This is a genomic window from Alteromonas sp. KS69, assembly GCF_003989595.1.
GTDB classification, from domain to species: domain Bacteria; phylum Pseudomonadota; class Gammaproteobacteria; order Enterobacterales; family Alteromonadaceae; genus Alteromonas; species Alteromonas naphthalenivorans.
Window position 1 is genome coordinate 71,001 of sequence record NZ_PYHU01000010.1, and the last position, 20,133, is coordinate 91,133.

Here is a 20,133-nt window from a genome sequence, read left to right on the forward strand (position 1 = left end):
ATGGAACGTAATTACTTTGGTAAGTAACCATGTTGGCTGTTGCAAGTGACTATTTTGTGCCACAGCTTAGCGCCAATTCAGATAAAAAAAATCCCCTGACAAAGCAGGGGATTTTATATTGTTTTATTACTTGCGAGTATTCTACTCGTCTAAGAAGCTTCGTAGCTGCTCAGAGCGGCTAGGATGACGTAGCTTACGCAATGCCTTCGCTTCAATTTGACGAATACGCTCACGGGTAACGTCAAACTGCTTGCCCACTTCTTCAAGTGTATGGTCAGTATTCATGTCGATACCGAAACGCATACGAAGTACCTTCGCTTCACGTGCTGTAAGCCCTGCCAACACTTCTTGTGTTGCGTCTTTAAGGCTACCGCCGGTCGCAGAATCGAGGGGCTGTATAATGGTGCTGTCCTCGATAAAATCACCTAGATGCGAATCTTCATCATCGCCAATTGGCGTTTCCATTGAGATTGGCTCTTTAGCAATTTTCAACACTTTACGAATTTTGTCTTCTGGCATAAGCATGCGTTCAGACAACTCTTCAGGTGTTGGCTCACGACCCATTTCTTGTAGCATTTGACGAGAGATACGATTAAGTTTGTTAATCGTTTCAATCATGTGCACAGGAATACGGATAGTACGCGCTTGGTCGGCAATAGAACGGGTAATTGCCTGACGAATCCACCAGGTAGCATAAGTTGAGAACTTATAACCACGGCGATATTCAAACTTATCTACCGCCTTCATCAGGCCGATGTTACCTTCCTGAATAAGGTCAAGGAACTGCAAACCACGGTTGGTGTATTTCTTAGCAATTGAAATAACCAAACGTAAGTTAGCTTCAACCATCTCTTTCTTCGCACGGCGAGCCTTTGCTTCACCAATTGACATACGACGGTTGATGTCTTTGATATCAGCAATAACCAAACCAGTTTCTTGTTCAACCTGGTTCATCTTGCTAATACAGCGTTCAATTTCTTCTTTATTAACGGCTAATGCGTCAGAATAAGCTGCGTTAGCTTTAATCGCTTTTGTTAACCAAGCAGAAGACGTTTCGTTTCCTGCAAATGCCTTGATGAAATCTTTCTTAGGCATTTTAGCGTTAACAACACAGAACTTCATAACAAGACGTTCTTGGATACGCACTTTGTCCATCATTGAACGCATGTTTTTAACCATACGATCAAATTGCTTAGGCACTAGACGGAATTCTTTGAAGACTTCACTCAATGCATTGATTTGTTCACGAGCGGCAGCATGAGAGCGGCCTTTCTTCTCGATAACGTCACGTGCTTTGATGTATTGATCACGAAGTGCACCAAACTTAGCACGGGCTAATTCAGGATCTACACCGCCTTCATCTTCGTCTTCTTCATCATCGTCATCATCTTCATCTTCCAGTTCTTCTTCTGAAAGTTCAGAGCCGATGTGCGTGGCCGTAGGAGCAAGATCTTGATCATCATTCGGGTCAACAAAACCAGAAATAATGTCGCTAATGCGAATTTCTTCTGCTTCGTACAAGTCCCATTGATCGAGCAAATAGGTGATGGCTTCAGGGTATTCAGCAACAGAGCACTGAACCTGGTTAATACCATCTTCTATACGCTTGGCAATTTCAATTTCGCCTTCACGAGTAAGAAGCTCAACCGTACCCATTTCACGCATATACATACGCACAGGGTCGGTGGTGCGCCCAATTTCGCTTTCTACTGTAGCAAGCGCTTGAGCCGCAGCTTCGGCTGCGTCTTCATCGGCGGTTGCTTCTTGCATGAGAAGTTCGTCTGAATCTGGAGCAGATTCAGAAACTTGAATTCCCATGTCGTTGATCATGCGAATAATATCTTCAATTTGATCAGAATCGACAATATCTTGCGGCAGGTGGTCGTTAACTTCTGCAAAGGTTAAGTAACCTTGCTCTTTACCTTTTGCAATCAGGAGTTTAATCTGAGACTGCTTGCTTTGCGCCATATAACCTACACTTCTCACATTCAATTAGTTTGCAATAGAAATACCCATACCAAAGAGGTATGTACATTATTTCTCTGTAGTACTACTGTTGTATCAATGCCGCTTCCGCTCGGTGTCACGTCATATGAAACGGTGCACACCTGCCCGGGTTTGGTTCTGCCCGTTTTGTTCGGCTTTATAATTGCTACTGACATTGCTGCAAATTTGTTCACATTTATGCTTATAAGCGTGCGTGCAGCGAATTAGCCAGTATAGCAGAATTACTAATGGTTTTACCAGATTGACGGCTGTTTTTTTAGCCAGTTATTAGCCTCGACCTTATGGTCAGCTTTTCTGGCGCTCCTTCATTAACAAGTTCAGTTCCTCTTTTTCCACTTGAGTGAGTGGTTGAACCCGAGAGCGGGAAATTAAAGTTTCTATGCGGCTATCGAAATGCCAATCGAGTAATCGAGCAAAACTGTCGCTATAAACACGCTCAGCATCCTCGTCTTTAACAAGATGTTCTTGTAACAATAATTTCGCGATAGTAGAAGAATGGGGATGATTGCGGAAGTTTTCAACTAGCTGAGCAGTGGTTGCTTGGGGATATTGGGCACAATAGCGATGAATATCCAATAACAGGTCCATCCCGGTTGCGTCACTCCCTTCAAATACCGAAGGTTGCACGTCATCACAACGTGTGGCTAACGAGGGAGAGTCTAGCAGTAACCTAATCAGCATGCGTAGCGGTGACAAGCGAGCTTTACCTACTTGATTTCTATTCGCTGAATATGCGGGTTTGCTACTGGCGTGGTTCGCTTTGGATATATCTTGCTGTAACTTAAATCTATCGTATTCACCGGTGTGTTTAGCAAGCTCTTCTAATAGCATTTGCTTTTGGTCGTCACCCTGCACACTCTCGATTAACGGCATGGCTGCTTTGCGAAGCGCTATTTTACCTTCCGGTGTACCCACTTTATGTGTTTTCAATTGATTTTCGAAGAAGAAGCGTGACAATGGCATAGCATTATCAAGCATTTCCATGAAGGCATCTTTACCAATTTTTCTTACCATAGTATCTGGGTCTTCGCCGTCAGGTAAGAATAAGAAAGACAGTCTGACACCGTCTTTCAAAGCAGGCAGAGCATTTTCTAATGCGCGCCACGCCGCTTCTCGACCTGCACGGTCGCCATCATAACAACAAACAATATGCGGGGTTGCGCGCACTAACATTTGCATATGTTCAGCCGTGGTGGCGGTGCCAAGTGCAGCCGTTGCTTGGTTAATACCAAACTGACTTAACGCCACCACATCCATATAACCTTCAACAATAAGGACTGCGTCGAGCTGACGGTTCTGTTGACGAGCTTGGTAAAAACCAAATAGCTCACTGCCTTTATGGAATATACGGGTTTCAGGAGAGTTTAAGTATTTTGGGCCACCGTCTTCCAATACACGGCCACCAAAACCGACTACGCGGCCTCGCTTGTCCCGAATGGGGAACATAATTCGGTCGCGAAAGAAGTCGTAACGTCTGCCTTGGTCGTTCTGATTAACCAATTTTAAGTCGATAAGCTGTTTTACCCGGGCTTGGTCTTTGCCAAACGTTTTTAGCAACGCATCCCAACTGTCGGGTGCATAGCCGATTTCCCATTGCTTAACGATATCGCCACTAAGCCCACGGCTTTTTAGATAATCTATGGCTTTACCACTATTTTCATTTTGTTTTAATTGGTGTTGAAAAAAGCGAACAACTTGTTCCATTAGTGAGTAATCGTCTTGCTGCTGTTGCTTTTTCTCTTCGCTAACAACAGGCAAGTGACCTTTCTCTCTCGGCACTTCTAGTCCATAGAGTTTGGCGAGTTCTTCAATGGCCTCAACAAATTCAAGGCGGTCGAACTCCATCAAAAAGGAAATAGCGTTGCCGTGCGCACCACAACCAAAACAATGATAGAACTGCTTTTCTTGGCTTACGGTAAAAGAAGGGCTTTTCTCATTATGAAAAGGGCAGCAAGCTTGATAATTTTTGCCCGCTTTTTTTAACTTCACCCTACTATCAACAATGTCTACAACATCGGTACGTGAGAGAAGATCATCAATAAAATCGCGAGGTATTTTTCCGGCCATGGGGAGACACTAATGCTTATAACGGTAATTAGGGTAGCACAAAAAAGTACTGTAACAGGGAAGGTAAATAATGAAAATGCCAGGTTTGCGATTACACAAACCTAGCTAATGCTATTACTACCCCTCGACTTTTATCGATAGTTAGGCATTTAAACGGGCTTTTATTTTAGCGCTTAGAGCGCCCATATCTGTGCGGCCTTGTACTTGTGGTTTAAGGCTACCCATTACTTTACCCATGTCTTGCATGCCTTGAGCACCGGTACTTACCATAGCTTCATCAATTAAGGCAGCCAGTTCGTCTTCGGTCAAAGGCTGTGGAAGGAAACCTTCTAACACAACAATCTCTTCACGCTCTTTACTGGCCAAGTCATCACGGTCAGCGGCATCAAATTGAGAGGCGGCATCTTGACGTTGCTTAACCATCTTGGTTAGTACTGCAAGAATGTCGCTATCAGTAAGGGTGATTTGCTCGTCGATTTCACGTTGTTTAATGGCTGCTATTGCCATGCGAATGGTGCCTAGACGTAATTTCTCTTTAGCGCGCATTGCATCTTTTTGTGCAGATTTTAAATCGTCTATTAAAGCCATGATGCTCCCAAATTAAGTAAAGTTTCAACAAAGAAGGAAAGTCATTATAAAGGTATAAAGAAAAAAGTTATAAAAAGAAAAAAGTTAAACAGTAAAAGTAAAAAAACATTCTATGCAGGGACACTCATAAAAAGGCATACACTATCTATAACGGGCAAGTCAGTGGGGTATTAAAAATCGGGAGTCTATCAGGGGGTCTTGATATTCACCGACGCACTGCATGTTAATAACCGGCGCGTTTCGCGTAAACAAATAATGCTAACAAGCGCTAATCAAAAATTTTCTGTACCCCAGAAACGCGAAAGGTGCTGCAAATGCAACACCTTTCAGACTCGTAACTTAACCCTGTTTTAGTAGAGTTTTACGCGACGTGCGTTTTCACGAGCTAATTTCTTTAGATGACGCTTTTTCGCAGCGGCTTTCTTACGCTTGCGTTCCCAAGTAGGCTTTTCGAAGAACTCACGACGACGAACTTCAGACAATACACCTGCTTTTTCACAAGAACGCTTAAAACGACGCAGCGCTACATCAAACGGCTCGTTTTCTCTAACTTTAACGATAGGCATTTAAACACTCACCTCAAAACTTTTGCTGTATAATTCCGGGAAATTGAGCGCTAAAAAGGCCACCCGGGTTAAAAATGGTGCGAAATTCTAATCATTTCCGAACAGAAAGTAAAGACTGAATTGCCAAAAAATAGGCAATATTGCGCAAATAAACGAAGCACCATTCCAAGATATGCGGAATAAAGGTAAACTCTGCGCCCTCTGAGACAAGGTAATACCTTTTATCTGTCTACGTGAGAAGAAGAATTCAGCGCGATCCCGCATTGGTTGAGTGGATCATATCACAGATCGCAGATGATCAAACAGGTCAGGTGCTGATCTATTGCAATAAACTTTGTTGCAATAAGTGCTGAGGTAACTCAAGTATCCTCTTGCAGGGTAAACGATGCTGATTATGCTCAATACTTGCGATTCGGCTATAGCTTGGGCTCGACAGGTTCGATAACTAAGCAAGCCATTGGTGTTTGTTATACCGTAAACATTGTTGTTAAAGACGTAAAAGTAAGGTTTGGCTCAATGCAAATATTAGGAATAGTATGCGTATATTAGGAATAGAAACTTCTTGTGATGAAACGGGTATCGCCGTTTATGACGACACTGCGGGATTATTGTCACACGAATTATACAGCCAAGTGAAATTACACGCCGATTACGGTGGTGTAGTGCCTGAACTTGCGTCACGGGATCATGTTAGAAAAATTATCCCGCTTATCGAAAAAGCGCTTAGTGATGCTAACACCCAACCTAATGAATTAGACGGCGTAGCCTTCACCCAAGGCCCAGGCCTTATTGGTGCGTTACTAGTGGGTTCTTCCGTGGGGCGTTCTCTAGCTTACGCGTGGGGGGTACCCGCAGTAGGTGTACATCATATGGAAGGGCATTTACTCGCCCCCATGTTAGAAGATAACGCGCCTGAATTTCCTTTTATTGCATTACTAGTTTCTGGCGGCCACTCTATGTTGGTAAAAGTAGAAGGCATAGGCAGCTACGAAGTTCTCGGTGAGTCGATAGATGACGCAGCCGGTGAAGCCTTTGATAAAACGGCCAAACTACTGGGGCTTGATTATCCAGGCGGGCCTTTATTAGCCAAGCTGGCAGAAAAAGGCGAGCCAGGGCATTACAAATTCCCAAGGCCAATGACAGACCGCCCAGGTTTAGATTTCAGCTTCAGCGGCTTGAAAACTTTTGCCGCTAATACCATCCGTGCTGCGGATGACAACGAGCAAACCAAAGCTAATATTGCATACGCATTTCAAGAAGCGGTTATCGACACGCTTATTATTAAGTGTAAGCGTGCACTCAAGCAAACGGGTATGAAGCGCTTAGTGATTGCCGGTGGCGTAAGTGCGAACACCATGTTGCGTACACAAATGAAAACCTTGATGGACGACTTACGTGGTGAGGTTTTCTATCCTAACTTAGCGTACTGTACCGACAACGGCGCCATGATAGCTTATGCAGGTATGCAGCGTTTGAAAGCCGGTGAAGTATTGGGGCTTTCTTCACAAGCTAAGCCTCGCTGGCCGCTGGATACGTTAGCGCCAGTATAATAATGTTGTCATCACAGGGTTTTATCATGCATGCTAAGTAGCAAATAAATTTACTTAGCATGTAGGAAATCTAGTGGTGTTTTTCCGTGATAGCGCTCGGCTCACAATACCGTTTATTGGCGCGGTACTTACCGCTAGTTGGTTGTCGCTAGCGGCCTTTAGTGCCCATGCAGATAATAAGCATGCAATTAATAACACCGTCGTTAATCAGAATGCGGTTAGCCATAAGAATCTGGCCTCGAGCCAGTCGGCTGAAAGTAGCAAAAATCATGTAGTTCTTATATCTTTAGACGGGTTTAGACATGATTACATCGAGCTGCACAATGCAAAAAATCTCGCACGAATTGCTAAGGCTGGTGTTCGAAGCACATCGTTAACACCTGTCTATCCCGCCAATACTTTCCCCAACCATATTTCTATTGTGACTGGGCTACTCCCCATACATCACGGCATTGTCGATAATCGTTTTTATGACAAGTTGCGACCCAGCAAAGAGGGTAGCTACGCACAATATTCTATGGGGAAGGCGCAAGACGATAGCAGCTGGATTACTGCGATGCCGCGTTGGCATTTGGCCGAGTTTCAGGGGCATAAAGCTGCAACCTATTTCTAGCCTGAATCTGACGCTAGAATAGCAGGAGCGCTGCCTTCTTATCTTTATCACTACTCGAAGCATGCAGATTACCAACAACGGATAGACCAAATTGTTCAATGGTTAAGTCTGCCGGAAGCTGCAAGGCCACTTTTTGTCTCAGGCTACTTTTCATTGACTGACACTGTGGGTCACGACGAAGGGCCTATGTCCGAGAAAACAAAAGAGGCTGTTGCAAAGGTAGATAAGCTAATCGGTCAATTGTACGACCGATTAAATGCGCTTTCGATAGACGTTAATTTGGTTGTGGTATCTGATCACGGTATGACCAACGTCAAAGATAGCCACCAGATTATGGTTGAGTCTTTAAATATTCCTGATTATTTCACTGTGCTTAACAGTGGTGCGCAAGTGCGTTTATATGCTAAGCCAGAGGTTACCTATGAGCAAATTGAAGATGAAAAAAATCGCCTCCGGTTGTTAGCGGAAGGGAGATTCATCTTGCTTACCTCCGTTGAACGCGATGTCAGGCATGCACAGTACAATGCGCGAACCGGCGATATTATTATGGAAACTGCCCCGCCTGCACGGTTTAAAAGTGAAGGAGATACTCATGTGAGCAAAGGTAGCCATGGTTATCTCAATACGTTGCCAGACATGGGCGGGCTATTTGTGGCGTCCGGGCCTTCGTTTAAACAAGGTAAAATGCTTCCAGCTTTCAGTAATCTAGAAATATACCCAGCGCTTGCTGAAATTATGGGCTTGGCCTTACTTGCCCCTATCGATGGTGAAATTAAGGTACTTCGGGAAGGTTTAAAAGAGGAATAACGCTAGGGCAGCTTTACCATACGCCCGAGCGAAAATAAAACATGTACGCTAAAGAAAGGTTGCTCACTCTTTGGTGTTGCCTTTGTCCCAAATTTTGCCCTCAGAGCGGCTGACTAACCTTTTGATATTGTCGCGATGACGCAAGATAATCAGCAAAGAGAGCATGATGACTGGAACGGTATAAAGGGGTTTTATTAACCAAGTAAAAAGCGGGGCAAGGCTTACTGCTACCAAGGCGCCAAGTGAGGAATAGCCGGTAAGAAACACCACTATAACCCAGCTCAAAATAAGCAAGCCAGCTAAATCTAATCCAATGGGTAACATGGCACCAAAGGCCGTTGCTACTGCTTTGCCCCCTTTGAAGCCAAAATATAAAGGGAAAATATGACCTATACATGCGGCAATAGCGACTAGGCCTAAAAGCACGGGGTCTAAGCCCAAAAAGTAGCTGGAATAAACCGGAATAGTCCCTTTTAAAATATCCATTACTAGCACCAGCAATGCCGGAATCCTGCCGCCAATTCGATATACATTGGTGGCGCCGGGGTTCTTAGAACCAGCAGTGCGGGGATCGGGAAGAGAAAATGCTTTGCAGATAACTACCGCGCTCGATAAAGAGCCAAACAAATAGGCTACGCAAATCATTAAAAGGGCCAACGGTATCATTATTGCTACTTTAACCTGCTGCTTTGTACACTAAACGTATATCTACACTAATAATATGGGGCGAATGCTATTGTGCGTGTTGCCCCCACTTGCAGTACAACGGTATAGTTGTGCCACCATCGCCCCATGGCGAATAACGTAAAGCGTAAAGCTACTCCATTCAAAAGTGATATACCACCTTTTGAGAAGAAGTTAACGTGGTAGTAAGACCAGTATGGTCATAAGAATGAAAAGGTTTATGGGAAAAATATATATAACAGGGCTGGCTGTCGATACCCTTATCGGTGTGTATGATTGGGAACGGGAGCGTTTAACCACGCTGTTGCTCGATGTTGAACTCGACGCTAACCTAGATGCCGCAATGCAGTCAGATAATGTCGACGATACCATTAACTATGCCGACGTGGCTGATTGTATTACCGAGGTAGGAAAAAACAGTCGTTTTATGCTGTTAGAAGCATTTGGCGGCGCGGTAATGAACAAGGTATTAGCCATGTTTCCGGCCCATGCCATCAGCCTTAAAATTGTGAAGCCGAATATTCTACCTAATGCCCAAACGGTGGCAGTGGCTATGTATCAGGAAAAGTCCTAGTGGGGCGTCATACCATTTTAATCAGTGTGGGTTCCAATATCGACAAAGAACACTACATACGAGAAAGTATTAAAGCGCTTAAACTGCATTTCGATGACGTTAGTTACTCGTCGGTATATGAGAGTGAGTCAGTCGGCTTCGATGGCAGTGCCTTTTATAACCTAGTGGCGAAAGCCGTTACTTCTATGAGTATTATTGAAGTGCGAGATACCTTTCGTCAGATTGAAAGTGACAACGGCCGTAAACACGGGGAAAAGAAATTTTGTTCCCGTACACTGGACTTAGATTTACTCACGTACGATGACCAAATTACCCATGAACCCGTTGTGCTACCTCGGGAAGAGATTCTGTATAACGCCTTTGTATTATGGCCGTTAGCTGAATTGGTTCCTAATGAAATCCACCCTGTTGAAGGCAAAACCTACGAGGCACTTTGGCAGGCATTTGATAAAGAAAAACAAACACTCTCGCCCATCAATTTTACTTGGAGCTAAGCAACGGAATGACACTGTTCGAAATAATCATATTGGCCATTATTCAGGGCGTTACCGAATTTTTACCTATCAGCAGTTCTGGGCATCTTTTGCTGCCCGCAGAACTATTTGGCTGGGTAAGTCAGGGGTTAGCGTTTGACGTTGCTGTTCACGTGGGAAGTTTACTGGCGGTAATGATTTACTTTCGCCAAGAAATCGCACAAATGACAGTGGCTTGGGTTACCAAGGGATTCACAAAAGAGCAAAACACTGACAGTAAGTTAGCCTGGTATGTGATTATCGCAACTATACCTGCTGTGATTATTGGTTTTGTAATGAAAGACTGGATAGAACTTAATGCCAGAACAGCCCTTGTTATCGCCGCAACCACTATTATTTTTGGTCTTGCCCTATGGTATGCCGACGCCACCGCGAAACGCACTCAAGAATTAACATCGCTTAACTGGAAACAAGCATTGTTAATTGGTCTAGCGCAAGTACTGGCGCTGATTCCCGGTACTTCTCGCTCGGGTATTACCATGACAGCAGGTTTGATGCTGGGCTTAAATAGAGAGAGCTGTGCGCGCTTTTCGTTTTTACTGTCTATTCCCGTTATTTTGGGCGCCGGTTTACTTGCCACTCTTGATTTATTACAAGCTAACGAAGCCGTTGATTGGTCTGCGTTGCTCTATGGCGCTGCGTTCTCATTTGTGAGTGCTTACTTATGTATTTACCTCTTCCTTAGCTGGATATCGCGAATTGGTATGCTGCCATTTGTGATTTACCGCTTACTGTTAGGCGTCATTTTGCTTTGGTTCGTTTTTGCATAAGTTGTTCCTATAAACTCAAGAGCAAAGAAGACTGGGTCGCAAATGACTGTGTTGGTGTAATACAATAAGGCGAATTCCTGTCTAGGGAAAGCGCCTCTTTTAAAGCATAAACAATGTAGTATGGTTACAATAATTGATGCAGGGAGTACGCAATGTTAGACACTATTTTTACGAAGATTATCAATAAAGAAATACCAGCAGATATCCTTTATGAAGATGATATCTCGTTGGCGTTTAGGGATATAAATCCGCAAGCGCCGGTGCATTTTTTAGTGATCCCGAAAAAGGCTATTCCTACCATTAACGACATCACTAAAGAAGACAGGGAAGTCGTAGGGCACCTATCTTATGTGGCTGCAAAGGTCGCGGGTGAATTAGGCGTAGATGAGCAGGGTTACCGCACGGTAATGAACTGTAATGAGTTTGGTGGGCAAACGGTGTACCACATACACTTACATGTGCTAGCCGGTAAAATCATGGGCTGGCCGCCATATACTGATACCGCAAAGCGTTTGGAATAGATAGGGTTTAGCGTAAAAGCCCTTAGAATGAAAAACGTTTTAACTCACCACTCAACGTAGAATGGTGAGTTAAATAGCCAGTCAGTTGCTTAACACAGGCAACTAACTGGCTTAGTGTTTAATGAACCGCTTATCGATAGATAGTGGTTAGTTCAAACCAAGTACCTTTTTACCTTGTTCGAAGTGAATATCGACAGGGATGTTTGCCGCTTCTAAGCGCGCTAAATCTGCTGCTAGCTGTGGTTTAATCACGCCCATATTGGCTACAAGTTCTGCAACACCATCGTAGTCGCCATCACCTTGCAGGGTTAAAATAAGCTCAGATAATGCGGCGACTGCTGCGCCCATCTTCTCAACATTAACGCGATAAACACCTTCTTCGGTTTGCTCAAAAGCGCCTTCTTGTGCAAAGAAATTAAAGCGAATCATATTCGCCTTACCGTGCGCACTAGAGGCCCCAAAACGTACTGAGCGGAAAATGCCGGCCATAAAAGTGACATAGTAATCTTCAAGTGTACCCTCTGAAATTTCGCCTTTTTCAAGCAAGCTTTGAATCATGTAAAGACCCAAAATGTCAGCTTTACCTTCTTCTAATGCCGAGGCGTGTTCTTTAAGTGAGCCTCTTACCGTATCGCTACCATCAAGGGTGTTTTTTATACCTAAGCCATGCGCCACTTCATGAAACATGGTGTTAGCAAAAAACGCATCAAACGTAATATGATCACGTTGCTCAGGTGCAATTAACATATCCGCAATAGGAATAAGAATATTGTCGAACTTGGCACGCATCGCGTTTTTAAGTTGCAAACGACGGGTGCCTTTTTCAAGCTGTACACGCTCATCATTAGGTAAGTTGATCGCAATGGTTTTACTGCCAGCATTTGAATGCCCCGCGTAATACACAACGTCATAGGCGTTTAAGTCGGCGTCGGAGCCAGGTACTTCCGCTTTGTACTGGGCAGGTACAGGCAAACCTTTTTGTAGCTCTGGAAGAAAAGCAGCGTATTTTGCGAGTTTTTCACTCCACGCTAAATCTTTTACCAAAACGTAGGCTTCAAAGGCGGCGCGATAACCAAATAGTTGGTCTTCATAGCTTTCGATTGGGCCAATTACCAACTCTACAGGGTTTGTCTTCATGTCCATCCACGCCATGTCCGAGGCTAAGTAATCGTCGGTAAGTAATGCTTGTGCGCGCAGGGTTAAGTAGGCTTTAAAGCTTGGATCTTCGGCAAGTTCAGCAGCCTCTTTAAGAATCTTTGATGCAGCGGTGAGTTCACTTTTGTACGCCTCAGAGTAGGGCACAGAGTAAAGGTTGCCAGCTTCATCTTGCTTCACCAACGAGTATAAGCCTTGTTTGTCATCGAACGTGGCGGTCGCGAAGTCAGCCTTTGTCATGTTGTGAGGATAAAATTCAGCACCTAGGGCTTTCTCTTCATAGCCTGAAAGAAACGCATTATCGCCGTTCAATCTGTCCCATGGCCCATAGTTGATTGAAGCAAAGTGTTTAACGTCGTCGTTTTCAATACTATTTAAAAACGCATTTTTATCGCCGAAGAAGGCCTGTTTCCAAAATAAGTCGTCCATTATTTTAGACGCATCTATGAGCAAACCTATCATCTTTTGTTGATTGTCGCTTAAATGGGATAAATCACTGGTCAATTCAACGGGATGATAAATAGATAGCCTAGACTCATTCACAAGAAGCGTGCTATCTGATGATGTGGTATGCGAAGCCTCTACGGAAGGGTTTGCTTTTGATATGCCTTCTTCTGGTGCCTTGGAGCAGGCGCTCATAAATAAACTTGTGGCAACTGCCACGGCAAGAGTAGAGTAATGTTTAGGTGATAATTTCATCATAAAGGTTTCTGTTTTAGATTTATTGGCAGGATAAGAATATACAATAAACTAACACGTTAGCGAGCAGCGTTTTGATGTGTATCAAGGTTTCATGTAAAGGCATATGTACTACACTATTCACAACGCGTAATAATGCATATTCAATGTTGAGTTAGTAAAAGGTTCAATATAACTTAAGCTTAATAAAGGTTATAACATAAGGGGAATATGATTTCCTGCTATCATAAAGCTATGCTTTTCATATGTGTAGCGTATAGTGGAATAGTAAGTCTCTGAGCAACTGCAACTTGGTCATTTACTCGCAAACAAGGATTACAGTGTAACCGCGGGTATCTTAAATTCATTGCCTTTTAGTGGCTATTTGAAACATATCTAAGGGTAGGTATATGTCTACACAAAATGCGCTCTCAACAATTCTTGTTGAAAAAATAACAAACGACACACTCGTACTTCCTACGTTACCGGCTATTGCTTTAAAAGTGAGAAAGTCAGCGGATGATCCTAATATCAACCTAAGTGCTATGGGTGATGTTATCGGACAAGACCCCTCGCTAAGCGCAAGAATGATTAAAATTGCGAACAGCGCTTACATGGGCCGGAGTATAAAAGTAAATTCTATCAGCCAAGCGGTAACTCGTATTGGGTTACGCCAAATCAAAAATATTTCAACCGCGCTTGCCATGGAACAGCTGTTCGTTTCTAAAAATGATGTAGTGAGTGCCTATCTACAAAAAGAGTGGGCGAATACCGTTAATATCGTGGCTAATTCAATGGCGGTAATGCAGCTTTATATCGCGCGCACGAAAAAGCGTGAAATGAGTATGGATATTATGACGCTAACAGCGTTAACCCATAACATTGGCGTATTGCCTATCCTGACCGAAGCAGAAAGACATCCTGAAGTGTTTGCGAATCCAACCTTTTTAGAAGTGGCCATCGACAAGCTAGCGGGCCGAATTGGCGCTAGCATCATGCGAGAATGGGGCTTTGGTGAAGAGTTTGTGAGTGTAGCCAAATGCTGGAAAGATTTGAGCTATATACCTGAACAGGTTACCTACATAGATTTCGTTCGTGTTGGCGCTGCCGTTTCTGGCGCAATGGACAGTCAAAAAGACGCGGTTTTGAACTTAGCCATACAGCGTGATGTTATTGATGATGTGGCGATACTTCACTCAGATGAATTTGCCGATCTTGCCGGTGCGGCGAAACAAATATTTGCCTAACACCTTACTAGCATAATGTTAGTAAAGCAGGATTATCTGAAGCCGAACTTATGTTCGGCTTTTTTGTTTGTTGCTTTCAACCAACATTAACAATAAGCCAAGTAAAAGGCCCCACACCGCTGACGTGATGGATAGAAGACTAAAGCCTGATGCCGTACATAAAAAAGTGACCAAGGCAGCGTGACGGTATTTGTCGCTCTCTACGGTTTTGACCAAGGCGGCTTGCAAGGTAGACAGCAGCGCAAGACCTGCCAGTAAATGCACTACAATCGGGGGCATTGAAACGAACAAAACCACCACAACAGACGCAAGTAGCCCCATAAATAGGTAACCAATACCTGCGGCGATGGCCGCTTTATAACGCTGACTTTTATCTTTATCTGCTTCTTCCCCCATGCACAAGGCCGCGGTTATTGCCGCAAGATTGAACGTGAACCCGCCAAATGGCGCTAGCACCCCCTGCAATATGGCAATGCCACTTAGCACTGTTTTATGGTCGGGGTGGTAACCATGGGAATGGTGTATCGCAATGCCGGGTAAATTCTGAGAAAGGGTAGTAATAATGTACAAAGGAACGGCAAGCCCAATGGCGGCGGTAACTGAAAACTCAGGGCTGACCCACACGGGAGTGGGTAGTGAGAGAGTTAACGGGATTTCACCGTTTAAGAAGCTACTAGTGACAATAGAAACAGCCAGTAAACACAACATAAGGTAGCGAGGGAAAAATCGGCTTCCAACAAGATAGATAGCCAGAAAACTGGCAACAATATAGGGGTGTTGTTCTACATCAGTGAATATCGATATACAGATAGGCAATAGAATACCTGCCAGTAGCGCCGATGAGATACTAGCCGGAATGCGGCTTATTTGATTGAGCAAACTGCGACTTTGCGCGGTAACCAGCGAAAGCACTGCGCAGATAATAAAGGCGCCAATACTCTCAGGAAGGGTGTACTGCTCCACGCTACCTAATAAAAAGGCCGCACCAGGGGTCGACCAGGCGGTGACGACAGGCATTTTCATTAGCCAAGAATAGAAAATACAGGAAATGCCCATGCCTAGGCCTAAGGCGAGAAGCCAACTAATGACCATATCAGGGCTTGCCCCCGCTTTACGGGCAACATCAATAACAATAACAACAGCACTGCTATAGCCAACGGTGACTGCCGTTAATCCTGAAGAAATGTGGCTAATCTGCCATTCTGATTTCATCTTTGCCCCAACCATTTGAACCTAAACCTAAACTACTTCATACTGTGTGCGTTATAACGTACACAATAAGTTAACTCTACACTTGTGCGTTATAGCGCACAAGGCGTTTTGCATTAAAATGCTAAATCGACTCTATTTGTAAGAATGTGACAAGAAGCAGTAAATGATGAAGACCAATAGCGATGCACTACAGGCGGGAGACTTTTCGTTAAGTATTTCTGCGCGTTTAAAGCAGTTGCGTGGTGATATGGGCTTGTCTCTTGATAAAGCCGCCACGTTAACCGGTGTGTCTAAAGCCATGTTAGGCCAAATAGAGCGGCAAGAGTCAAGCCCTACTATCGCTACCTTGTGGAAAATTGCGACTGGGTTGAATGCTTCGTTTTCCTCCTTTATTGCGGCAAACGCACAATCTGAATTCGATGTTAATCACGGCTTTATTCACGACCCAAACATGCAAGTGAAAACCCTTTTTCCGTTTGATGTAAACAAAGGTTTTGAGGTGTTTGAAATTACCTTAACGCATTTTCATGAGCAACGCTCTACGGCCCATCAAAGTGGGGTTACTGAACATATTCATTGCATTGGAGGCAGGTTAACCTTGTGGCAAGGTAATGAGTGTAAAACCATCAAAGCCGGCGAGCAGTATTTAATAGATGCCGATCAAGCGCATGGCTATAAAGATGAAAGTGGGGAAACCCAGTTTATTAATATTATCCACTACCCGGTGCTGTAAAGGCAGCTGGCAGGCAAGTGATTAGAGGTGAAGCGGGTAACTAACGGGTGGCAAAGATAAACAAAATGTTGAGCAATACCCATGGGGCACTGCTCAACACGTATTAATTTCACGCTAGTTAAACACGGTTTAGGTGTTAGCGTCATTCAAGTTGAGCGTTTCACGCAAGAAGTTTAGCAAAGTACAAAGCTCTGCAGACATTAACGCAAATTCAGCATCTAGGCGTGCTTCAATTTGGTCTTTAGGAATGTCTTCAGTCTCTTCTTTTAATCTATCGGTAAACTTAATACGCTTTAACGAGCCATCTTCAGCAATAACTGCCGTTAGGGTATCTTGATATTCAAACGCCACTTTTTGTACCAGCTTACCTGCATCCAAATGAATCGTGATTTCATCACTATCAAGCGGCTGGTTTTTACAGCGAATAATACTGCCAGCATCATCTGTAGATTTGAACTCGGCTTCTTCAAGTAGTGCTATGCCATCTGGCGCTGAGTCAGTCAGCCAGTGAGTCAGTTCAGACTGCAAACTGTGGCGGGCTAAAGGCACAACCGGTAGTGAGCCAATGGCTTTTCGAACTAGGGCCAAAAAGGCTTCAGCTTTGCCATCGGCAGAGGCATCAACAGCCACAAGGTTATCTTCTAACGAAATAAACCCATGGGTGTAAGTGTTTTTAGTAAACGCTTGAGGCAACAAGCGAGTTTGAATTTCCTGCTTAAGATCGGCTTTAGCCTTTTTACCGACAGGCGAACCGGTTTCCATTTCAATTTTGGCAACCATGTCGTCCAGTTCGGCATTAATTACCGCGGCGGGAAGTAGCTTTTCTTGCTTCTTAACGGTAAGCCAGTAACGTTGCCCAACACGCTGAAACATAGTGCCTTGTTTGCCGGCTTGGGAGAAAGGGGAGGCAAAGCCCATAGTGGCCAAGTCTTGACTCTTACAAGGACGGAAGGCTTGCTCGCTTAGCACGCGCTCTAGGTCGTCATCGTCAAGGGAAAGTGGCTGTGTAATTTGGTAGGCTTTTATATTTTTAAACCACATTTGAGGCTATCTCTTTTAAAAATGGTGGGCAAGCGTACCAAGCTAGCGAATGCGGTGCAACGGATATAGTACGGGAGCTATAGAGATTTTTTGTTAAGCCGGTTTGCCCTTCATGGGAAAGCGAATGGTATATTGGAGGCCATCGCCAGGTTTGCTTTGCGCTTCAATGTGGCCAGATAAAGACTGAGTAACAAGGTTGTACATAATGTGTGTGCCAAGCCCGCTGCCGCCTTCTCCTCGCTTAGTCGTAAAGAAGGCGTCAAACAACTTATCTAAATCATCATTAGACAAGCCTTTCCCGTTGTCACGGTAACGCATTTCTATGGTGTTGTTATCCGTACTCACATCTAACGTTATTTTGCCATCGTTAGTGTCTTCAAAACCATGCACTAAAGAGTTCACAATCATGTTCGTCACAATTTGGGCAATGGCCCCTGGTGCACAGCGAATATAAAGATCTTCAGGGCAACTAACCACTATTTCATGATTATTATGCTTGAAGCTTGGCTTAAGTGATTTAATGATGTCACGAATGTAATCGTTAAGGTTTATCTCTCGTTCAGTTTCGCTGGTTTGATCCACCGCCACTTGTTTGAAGCTGGCGATAAGCTCAGATGCTCTGTTTAAGTTAGTTAACAGGAGATTAGCCGTTTGTTCTGCTTCATTAATGAAGTTTTCCATGTTTTTTGTAGTCAGGCTTTTTTCTTCAAAACTCGTTTTTAAGTTATTAAGTCGCTCTTGCAAAAAGCTGGCGGCAGTTACGCCAACGCCAAGTGGTGTATTTACGTCATGGGTAATCCCAGCTACCAAACCGCCAAGAGAGGCCATGCGCTCAGATTCGACCAATTGGTCTTTGGCGAGTTGTAAATTTCCCATTGAATTCGCTAACTCCGAATTTTTTTTGCGAAGCTCATCTTCTATATACTGCCTATTTTCATTCTCTTGACGAAGCTCTCTTTGATTTGCGATAAGCTCGTCTTTTTGTTGTTCAAGGCTAAGCATAATTTGAGAAAGCGAAGAGGTTTTCTTAGCGACTTCTTGCTCTAAAATAAGATTCTGATCGTCTAGCTTTTTATTGGCATGCGATAGCTGGCTTTGAGCATTGGTCAACTTACCATTAGATACGATTAAATCGTCGATAACATTGTTGTACGATTCTTTTAATTGCAATAACTCATTATCGTCACTTATTTTGACTGAAAGCTTGCTTTCATCGGGATGAAGCGGATCAAATCCTTCCATTTGATGAATTATTTCAGCCAAGGGTTCGGACAACATGGTGCGAAACGCGGTCATAAAAAGAAACACCAAAAAGGTGGTTTTTATTAACGCATTTCCAATAAGAAAAAAGATGCCAATTTCGATACGGCCAAAAATAGTATCGAAACTTGAGTAGAGCGTTACATCGCCTACGGTCGATTCTCGTCCTGAAAATTTAAATATTAATGGAAAGCTATAACTGAAAATCCCACCCGGGTGGTCTTCAATAAGTTCTTCTTCGATAGGAGAGCGGGGACGCTGAATGCTTAAACCGTAGTCGGCAATTTGATTGCCATTTTCATCCCTAACTTGTACACCTTCAACAATAGGAAGTTCTAATAACCCCTCTGCTATTGAGCTAGCTTGTTCGCTGTTCAATTCCCACAGGGCACGGGTTAAGCTGGTTGAGAAGGTATTTTTTAAAGTTTGTAATTCGTCTTCGACATGATCTTTGGTACTTAGATACTCGGTAAAAATCTGTCCAACGGTAACAATAAGCGTAAGAATGAAGTATACAGAGAGCACTCGTGTCAGCAGTTTTCTTGATAACCCAGTTTTTACCGCCGCCATTGAACAACATTCCTCTGTCTATAATTTACTTTACCTTCATTGCCAAGAATATGCGTAAATGTATGAATAAACAAGCAAGCGCTATGAAGAAAATACGACCCATCTTTGTAGAAAACTTGACACATTAATGTAATCGTTTTAATAAAAGTGTCACAGTGCACATTAATAATAGCGGCGTTTTGTGATGAGCAGGAAAATAATAATGTCTCGTACAGTTTTGGTGGTTGAGGACGAAGCGCCCATCCGTGAAATGCTTAAGTTTGTGTTAGAGCAATCTGGTTTTAATATTATTGAAGCCGAAGATTACGATATAGCGCAAGAAAAAATATGTGAACCTTACCCAGATTTAATCTTACTCGATTGGATGCTACCTGGTGGAAGCGGCGTTCAATTGGCCAAGAGTTTAAAGCAACATGAGTTCACTCGTGATATCCCAGTGATCATGCTTACCGCAAGAGGCGAAGAAGAAGATAAAATTCGCGGTCTTGATGCGGGTGCTGACGATTACGTCACCAAACCGTTCTCACCTAAAGAGCTTATTGCTCGAATAAAAGCGGTGATGCGACGAGTAACGCCTACATCAAATGAAGAGCCTATTGAATTTAACGGCTTGAAACTTGAGCCTGTGTCTCATCGCGTTATGGCCAATGAAGATCCGTTAGACATGGGTCCAACCGAGTTTAAACTTCTTCACTTCTTCATGACCCATCCAGAGCGCGTTTATAGCCGTGAGCTATTACTCGACAATGTCTGGGGGACGAATGTATATGTGGAAGATAGAACCGTTGATGTGCATATCAGACGTTTACGCAAAGCTATCTCTCGTCATGGGCATGATGCTATGATTCAAACCGTGCGTGGAGCCGGTTACCGTTTCTCTACCAAACTCTAAATTCCCAGCGGATAAGAGACGCCGATAGCGTCTCTTCGCTCTCCGCGTTTCACTGTTTCAGGGCG

The 20,133-nt window shown here is 43.8% G+C and carries 17 protein-coding genes and 1 pseudogene; 9 read left to right on the forward strand and 9 right to left on the reverse strand.

Annotation, left to right across the window (positions count from 1 at the left end; all coding sequences use genetic code 11):
• Positions 1–141 precede the first annotated feature (141 nt).
• The 4 genes from rpoD to rpsU form a co-directional block, all read right to left on the reverse strand.
• Positions 142–1,968: an RNA polymerase sigma factor RpoD gene (rpoD, locus tag C7Y69_RS08820; protein ID WP_013785437.1), complete on the reverse strand. Its 1,827-nt coding sequence runs from the start codon at positions 1,966–1,968 to the stop codon at positions 142–144.
• Positions 1,969–2,292: 324 nt separating this feature from the next.
• Entirely contained in the window at positions 2,293–4,074 is a 1,782-nt protein-coding gene (dnaG, locus tag C7Y69_RS08825) for a DNA primase (RefSeq protein ID WP_013785436.1), read from the reverse strand.
• A 141-nt stretch (positions 4,075–4,215) separates the two neighbouring features.
• A complete protein-coding gene (locus tag C7Y69_RS08830) occupies positions 4,216–4,662 on the reverse strand; it encodes a GatB/YqeY domain-containing protein (protein WP_013785435.1) in 447 nt (148 codons plus the stop codon).
• A gap of 350 nt (positions 4,663–5,012) precedes the next feature.
• A complete protein-coding gene (gene rpsU, locus C7Y69_RS08835) occupies positions 5,013–5,228 on the reverse strand; it encodes a 30S ribosomal protein S21 (protein ID WP_012517258.1) in 216 nt (71 codons plus the stop codon).
• Between the two features lie 536 nt (positions 5,229–5,764).
• On the opposite strand from rpsU, the gene tsaD reads away from it, so the two are divergent.
• Positions 5,765–6,778: a tRNA (adenosine(37)-N6)-threonylcarbamoyltransferase complex transferase subunit TsaD gene (gene tsaD, locus C7Y69_RS08840; protein WP_013785434.1), complete on the forward strand. Its 1,014-nt coding sequence runs from the start codon at positions 5,765–5,767 to the stop codon at positions 6,776–6,778.
• Positions 6,779–6,854: 76 nt separating this feature from the next.
• Positions 6,855–8,198, forward strand: a pseudogene (locus C7Y69_RS08845) (ectonucleotide pyrophosphatase/phosphodiesterase).
• A 63-nt stretch (positions 8,199–8,261) separates the two neighbouring features.
• On the opposite strand, the gene plsY reads toward C7Y69_RS08845, so the two are convergent.
• Positions 8,262–8,864, reverse strand: a complete 603-nt coding sequence (gene plsY / locus C7Y69_RS08850) for a glycerol-3-phosphate 1-O-acyltransferase PlsY (RefSeq protein WP_126872460.1) — start codon at positions 8,862–8,864, stop codon at positions 8,262–8,264.
• Positions 8,865–9,102: 238 nt separating this feature from the next.
• Between plsY and folB the strand changes: the two genes are divergently transcribed.
• From folB to C7Y69_RS08870, 4 genes are all read left to right on the forward strand, one after another.
• Positions 9,103–9,456 carry a dihydroneopterin aldolase gene (folB, locus tag C7Y69_RS08855; RefSeq protein ID WP_013785431.1) on the forward strand — a complete coding sequence of 118 codons (354 nt, stop codon included), beginning with the start codon at positions 9,103–9,105 and terminating at the stop codon, positions 9,454–9,456.
• A complete protein-coding gene (gene folK / locus C7Y69_RS08860; protein ID WP_013785430.1) occupies positions 9,456–9,950 on the forward strand; it encodes a 2-amino-4-hydroxy-6-hydroxymethyldihydropteridine diphosphokinase in 495 nt (164 codons plus the stop codon). Before folB ends, folK begins: the two co-directional genes overlap by 1 nt.
• A gap of 8 nt (positions 9,951–9,958) precedes the next feature.
• On the forward strand, positions 9,959–10,759 hold the full coding sequence (locus tag C7Y69_RS08865) for an undecaprenyl-diphosphate phosphatase (protein WP_057793864.1): 801 nt from the start codon (positions 9,959–9,961) through the stop codon (positions 10,757–10,759).
• Between the two features lie 152 nt (positions 10,760–10,911).
• A complete protein-coding gene (locus C7Y69_RS08870) occupies positions 10,912–11,280 on the forward strand; it encodes a histidine triad nucleotide-binding protein (RefSeq protein ID WP_126872461.1) in 369 nt (122 codons plus the stop codon).
• Between the two features lie 147 nt (positions 11,281–11,427).
• On the opposite strand, the gene C7Y69_RS08875 is transcribed toward C7Y69_RS08870, so the two are convergent.
• The gene (locus C7Y69_RS08875) at positions 11,428–13,134 is read right to left on the reverse strand and encodes a dipeptidyl-peptidase 3 family protein (protein ID WP_126872527.1); all 1,707 of its coding nucleotides are present in this window, start codon (positions 13,132–13,134) and stop codon (positions 11,428–11,430) included.
• Positions 13,135–13,523: 389 nt separating this feature from the next.
• On the opposite strand from C7Y69_RS08875, the gene C7Y69_RS08880 reads away from it, so the two are divergent.
• Positions 13,524–14,360, forward strand: coding sequence for an HDOD domain-containing protein (locus C7Y69_RS08880; RefSeq protein ID WP_126872462.1), 837 nt, complete (start codon positions 13,524–13,526; stop codon positions 14,358–14,360).
• A 48-nt stretch (positions 14,361–14,408) separates the two neighbouring features.
• On the opposite strand, the gene C7Y69_RS08885 is transcribed toward C7Y69_RS08880, so the two are convergent.
• Positions 14,409–15,572, reverse strand: a complete 1,164-nt coding sequence (locus C7Y69_RS08885; protein ID WP_126872463.1) for a benzoate/H(+) symporter BenE family transporter — start codon at positions 15,570–15,572, stop codon at positions 14,409–14,411.
• Positions 15,573–15,735: 163 nt separating this feature from the next.
• Between C7Y69_RS08885 and C7Y69_RS08890 the strand changes: the two genes are divergently transcribed.
• Positions 15,736–16,305 (forward strand): helix-turn-helix domain-containing protein, encoded by a 570-nt coding sequence (locus C7Y69_RS08890; protein WP_126872464.1) that lies wholly within the window; start codon positions 15,736–15,738, stop codon positions 16,303–16,305.
• 129 nt (positions 16,306–16,434) lie between these two features.
• On the opposite strand, the gene rdgC is transcribed toward C7Y69_RS08890, so the two are convergent.
• Together rdgC and C7Y69_RS08900 are read right to left on the reverse strand one after the other, a co-directional pair.
• Positions 16,435–17,346, reverse strand: a complete 912-nt coding sequence (gene rdgC / locus C7Y69_RS08895) for a recombination-associated protein RdgC (protein ID WP_126872465.1) — start codon at positions 17,344–17,346, stop codon at positions 16,435–16,437.
• Between the two features lie 93 nt (positions 17,347–17,439).
• On the reverse strand, positions 17,440–19,176 hold the full coding sequence (locus C7Y69_RS08900) for a sensor histidine kinase (protein WP_126872466.1): 1,737 nt from the start codon (positions 19,174–19,176) through the stop codon (positions 17,440–17,442).
• A 202-nt stretch (positions 19,177–19,378) separates the two neighbouring features.
• Here C7Y69_RS08900 and phoB point away from each other — a divergent pair, with 202 nt between their 5' ends.
• Positions 19,379–20,068: a phosphate regulon transcriptional regulator PhoB gene (phoB, locus tag C7Y69_RS08905; protein ID WP_013785421.1), complete on the forward strand. Its 690-nt coding sequence runs from the start codon at positions 19,379–19,381 to the stop codon at positions 20,066–20,068.
• Positions 20,069–20,133 lie beyond the last annotated feature (65 nt).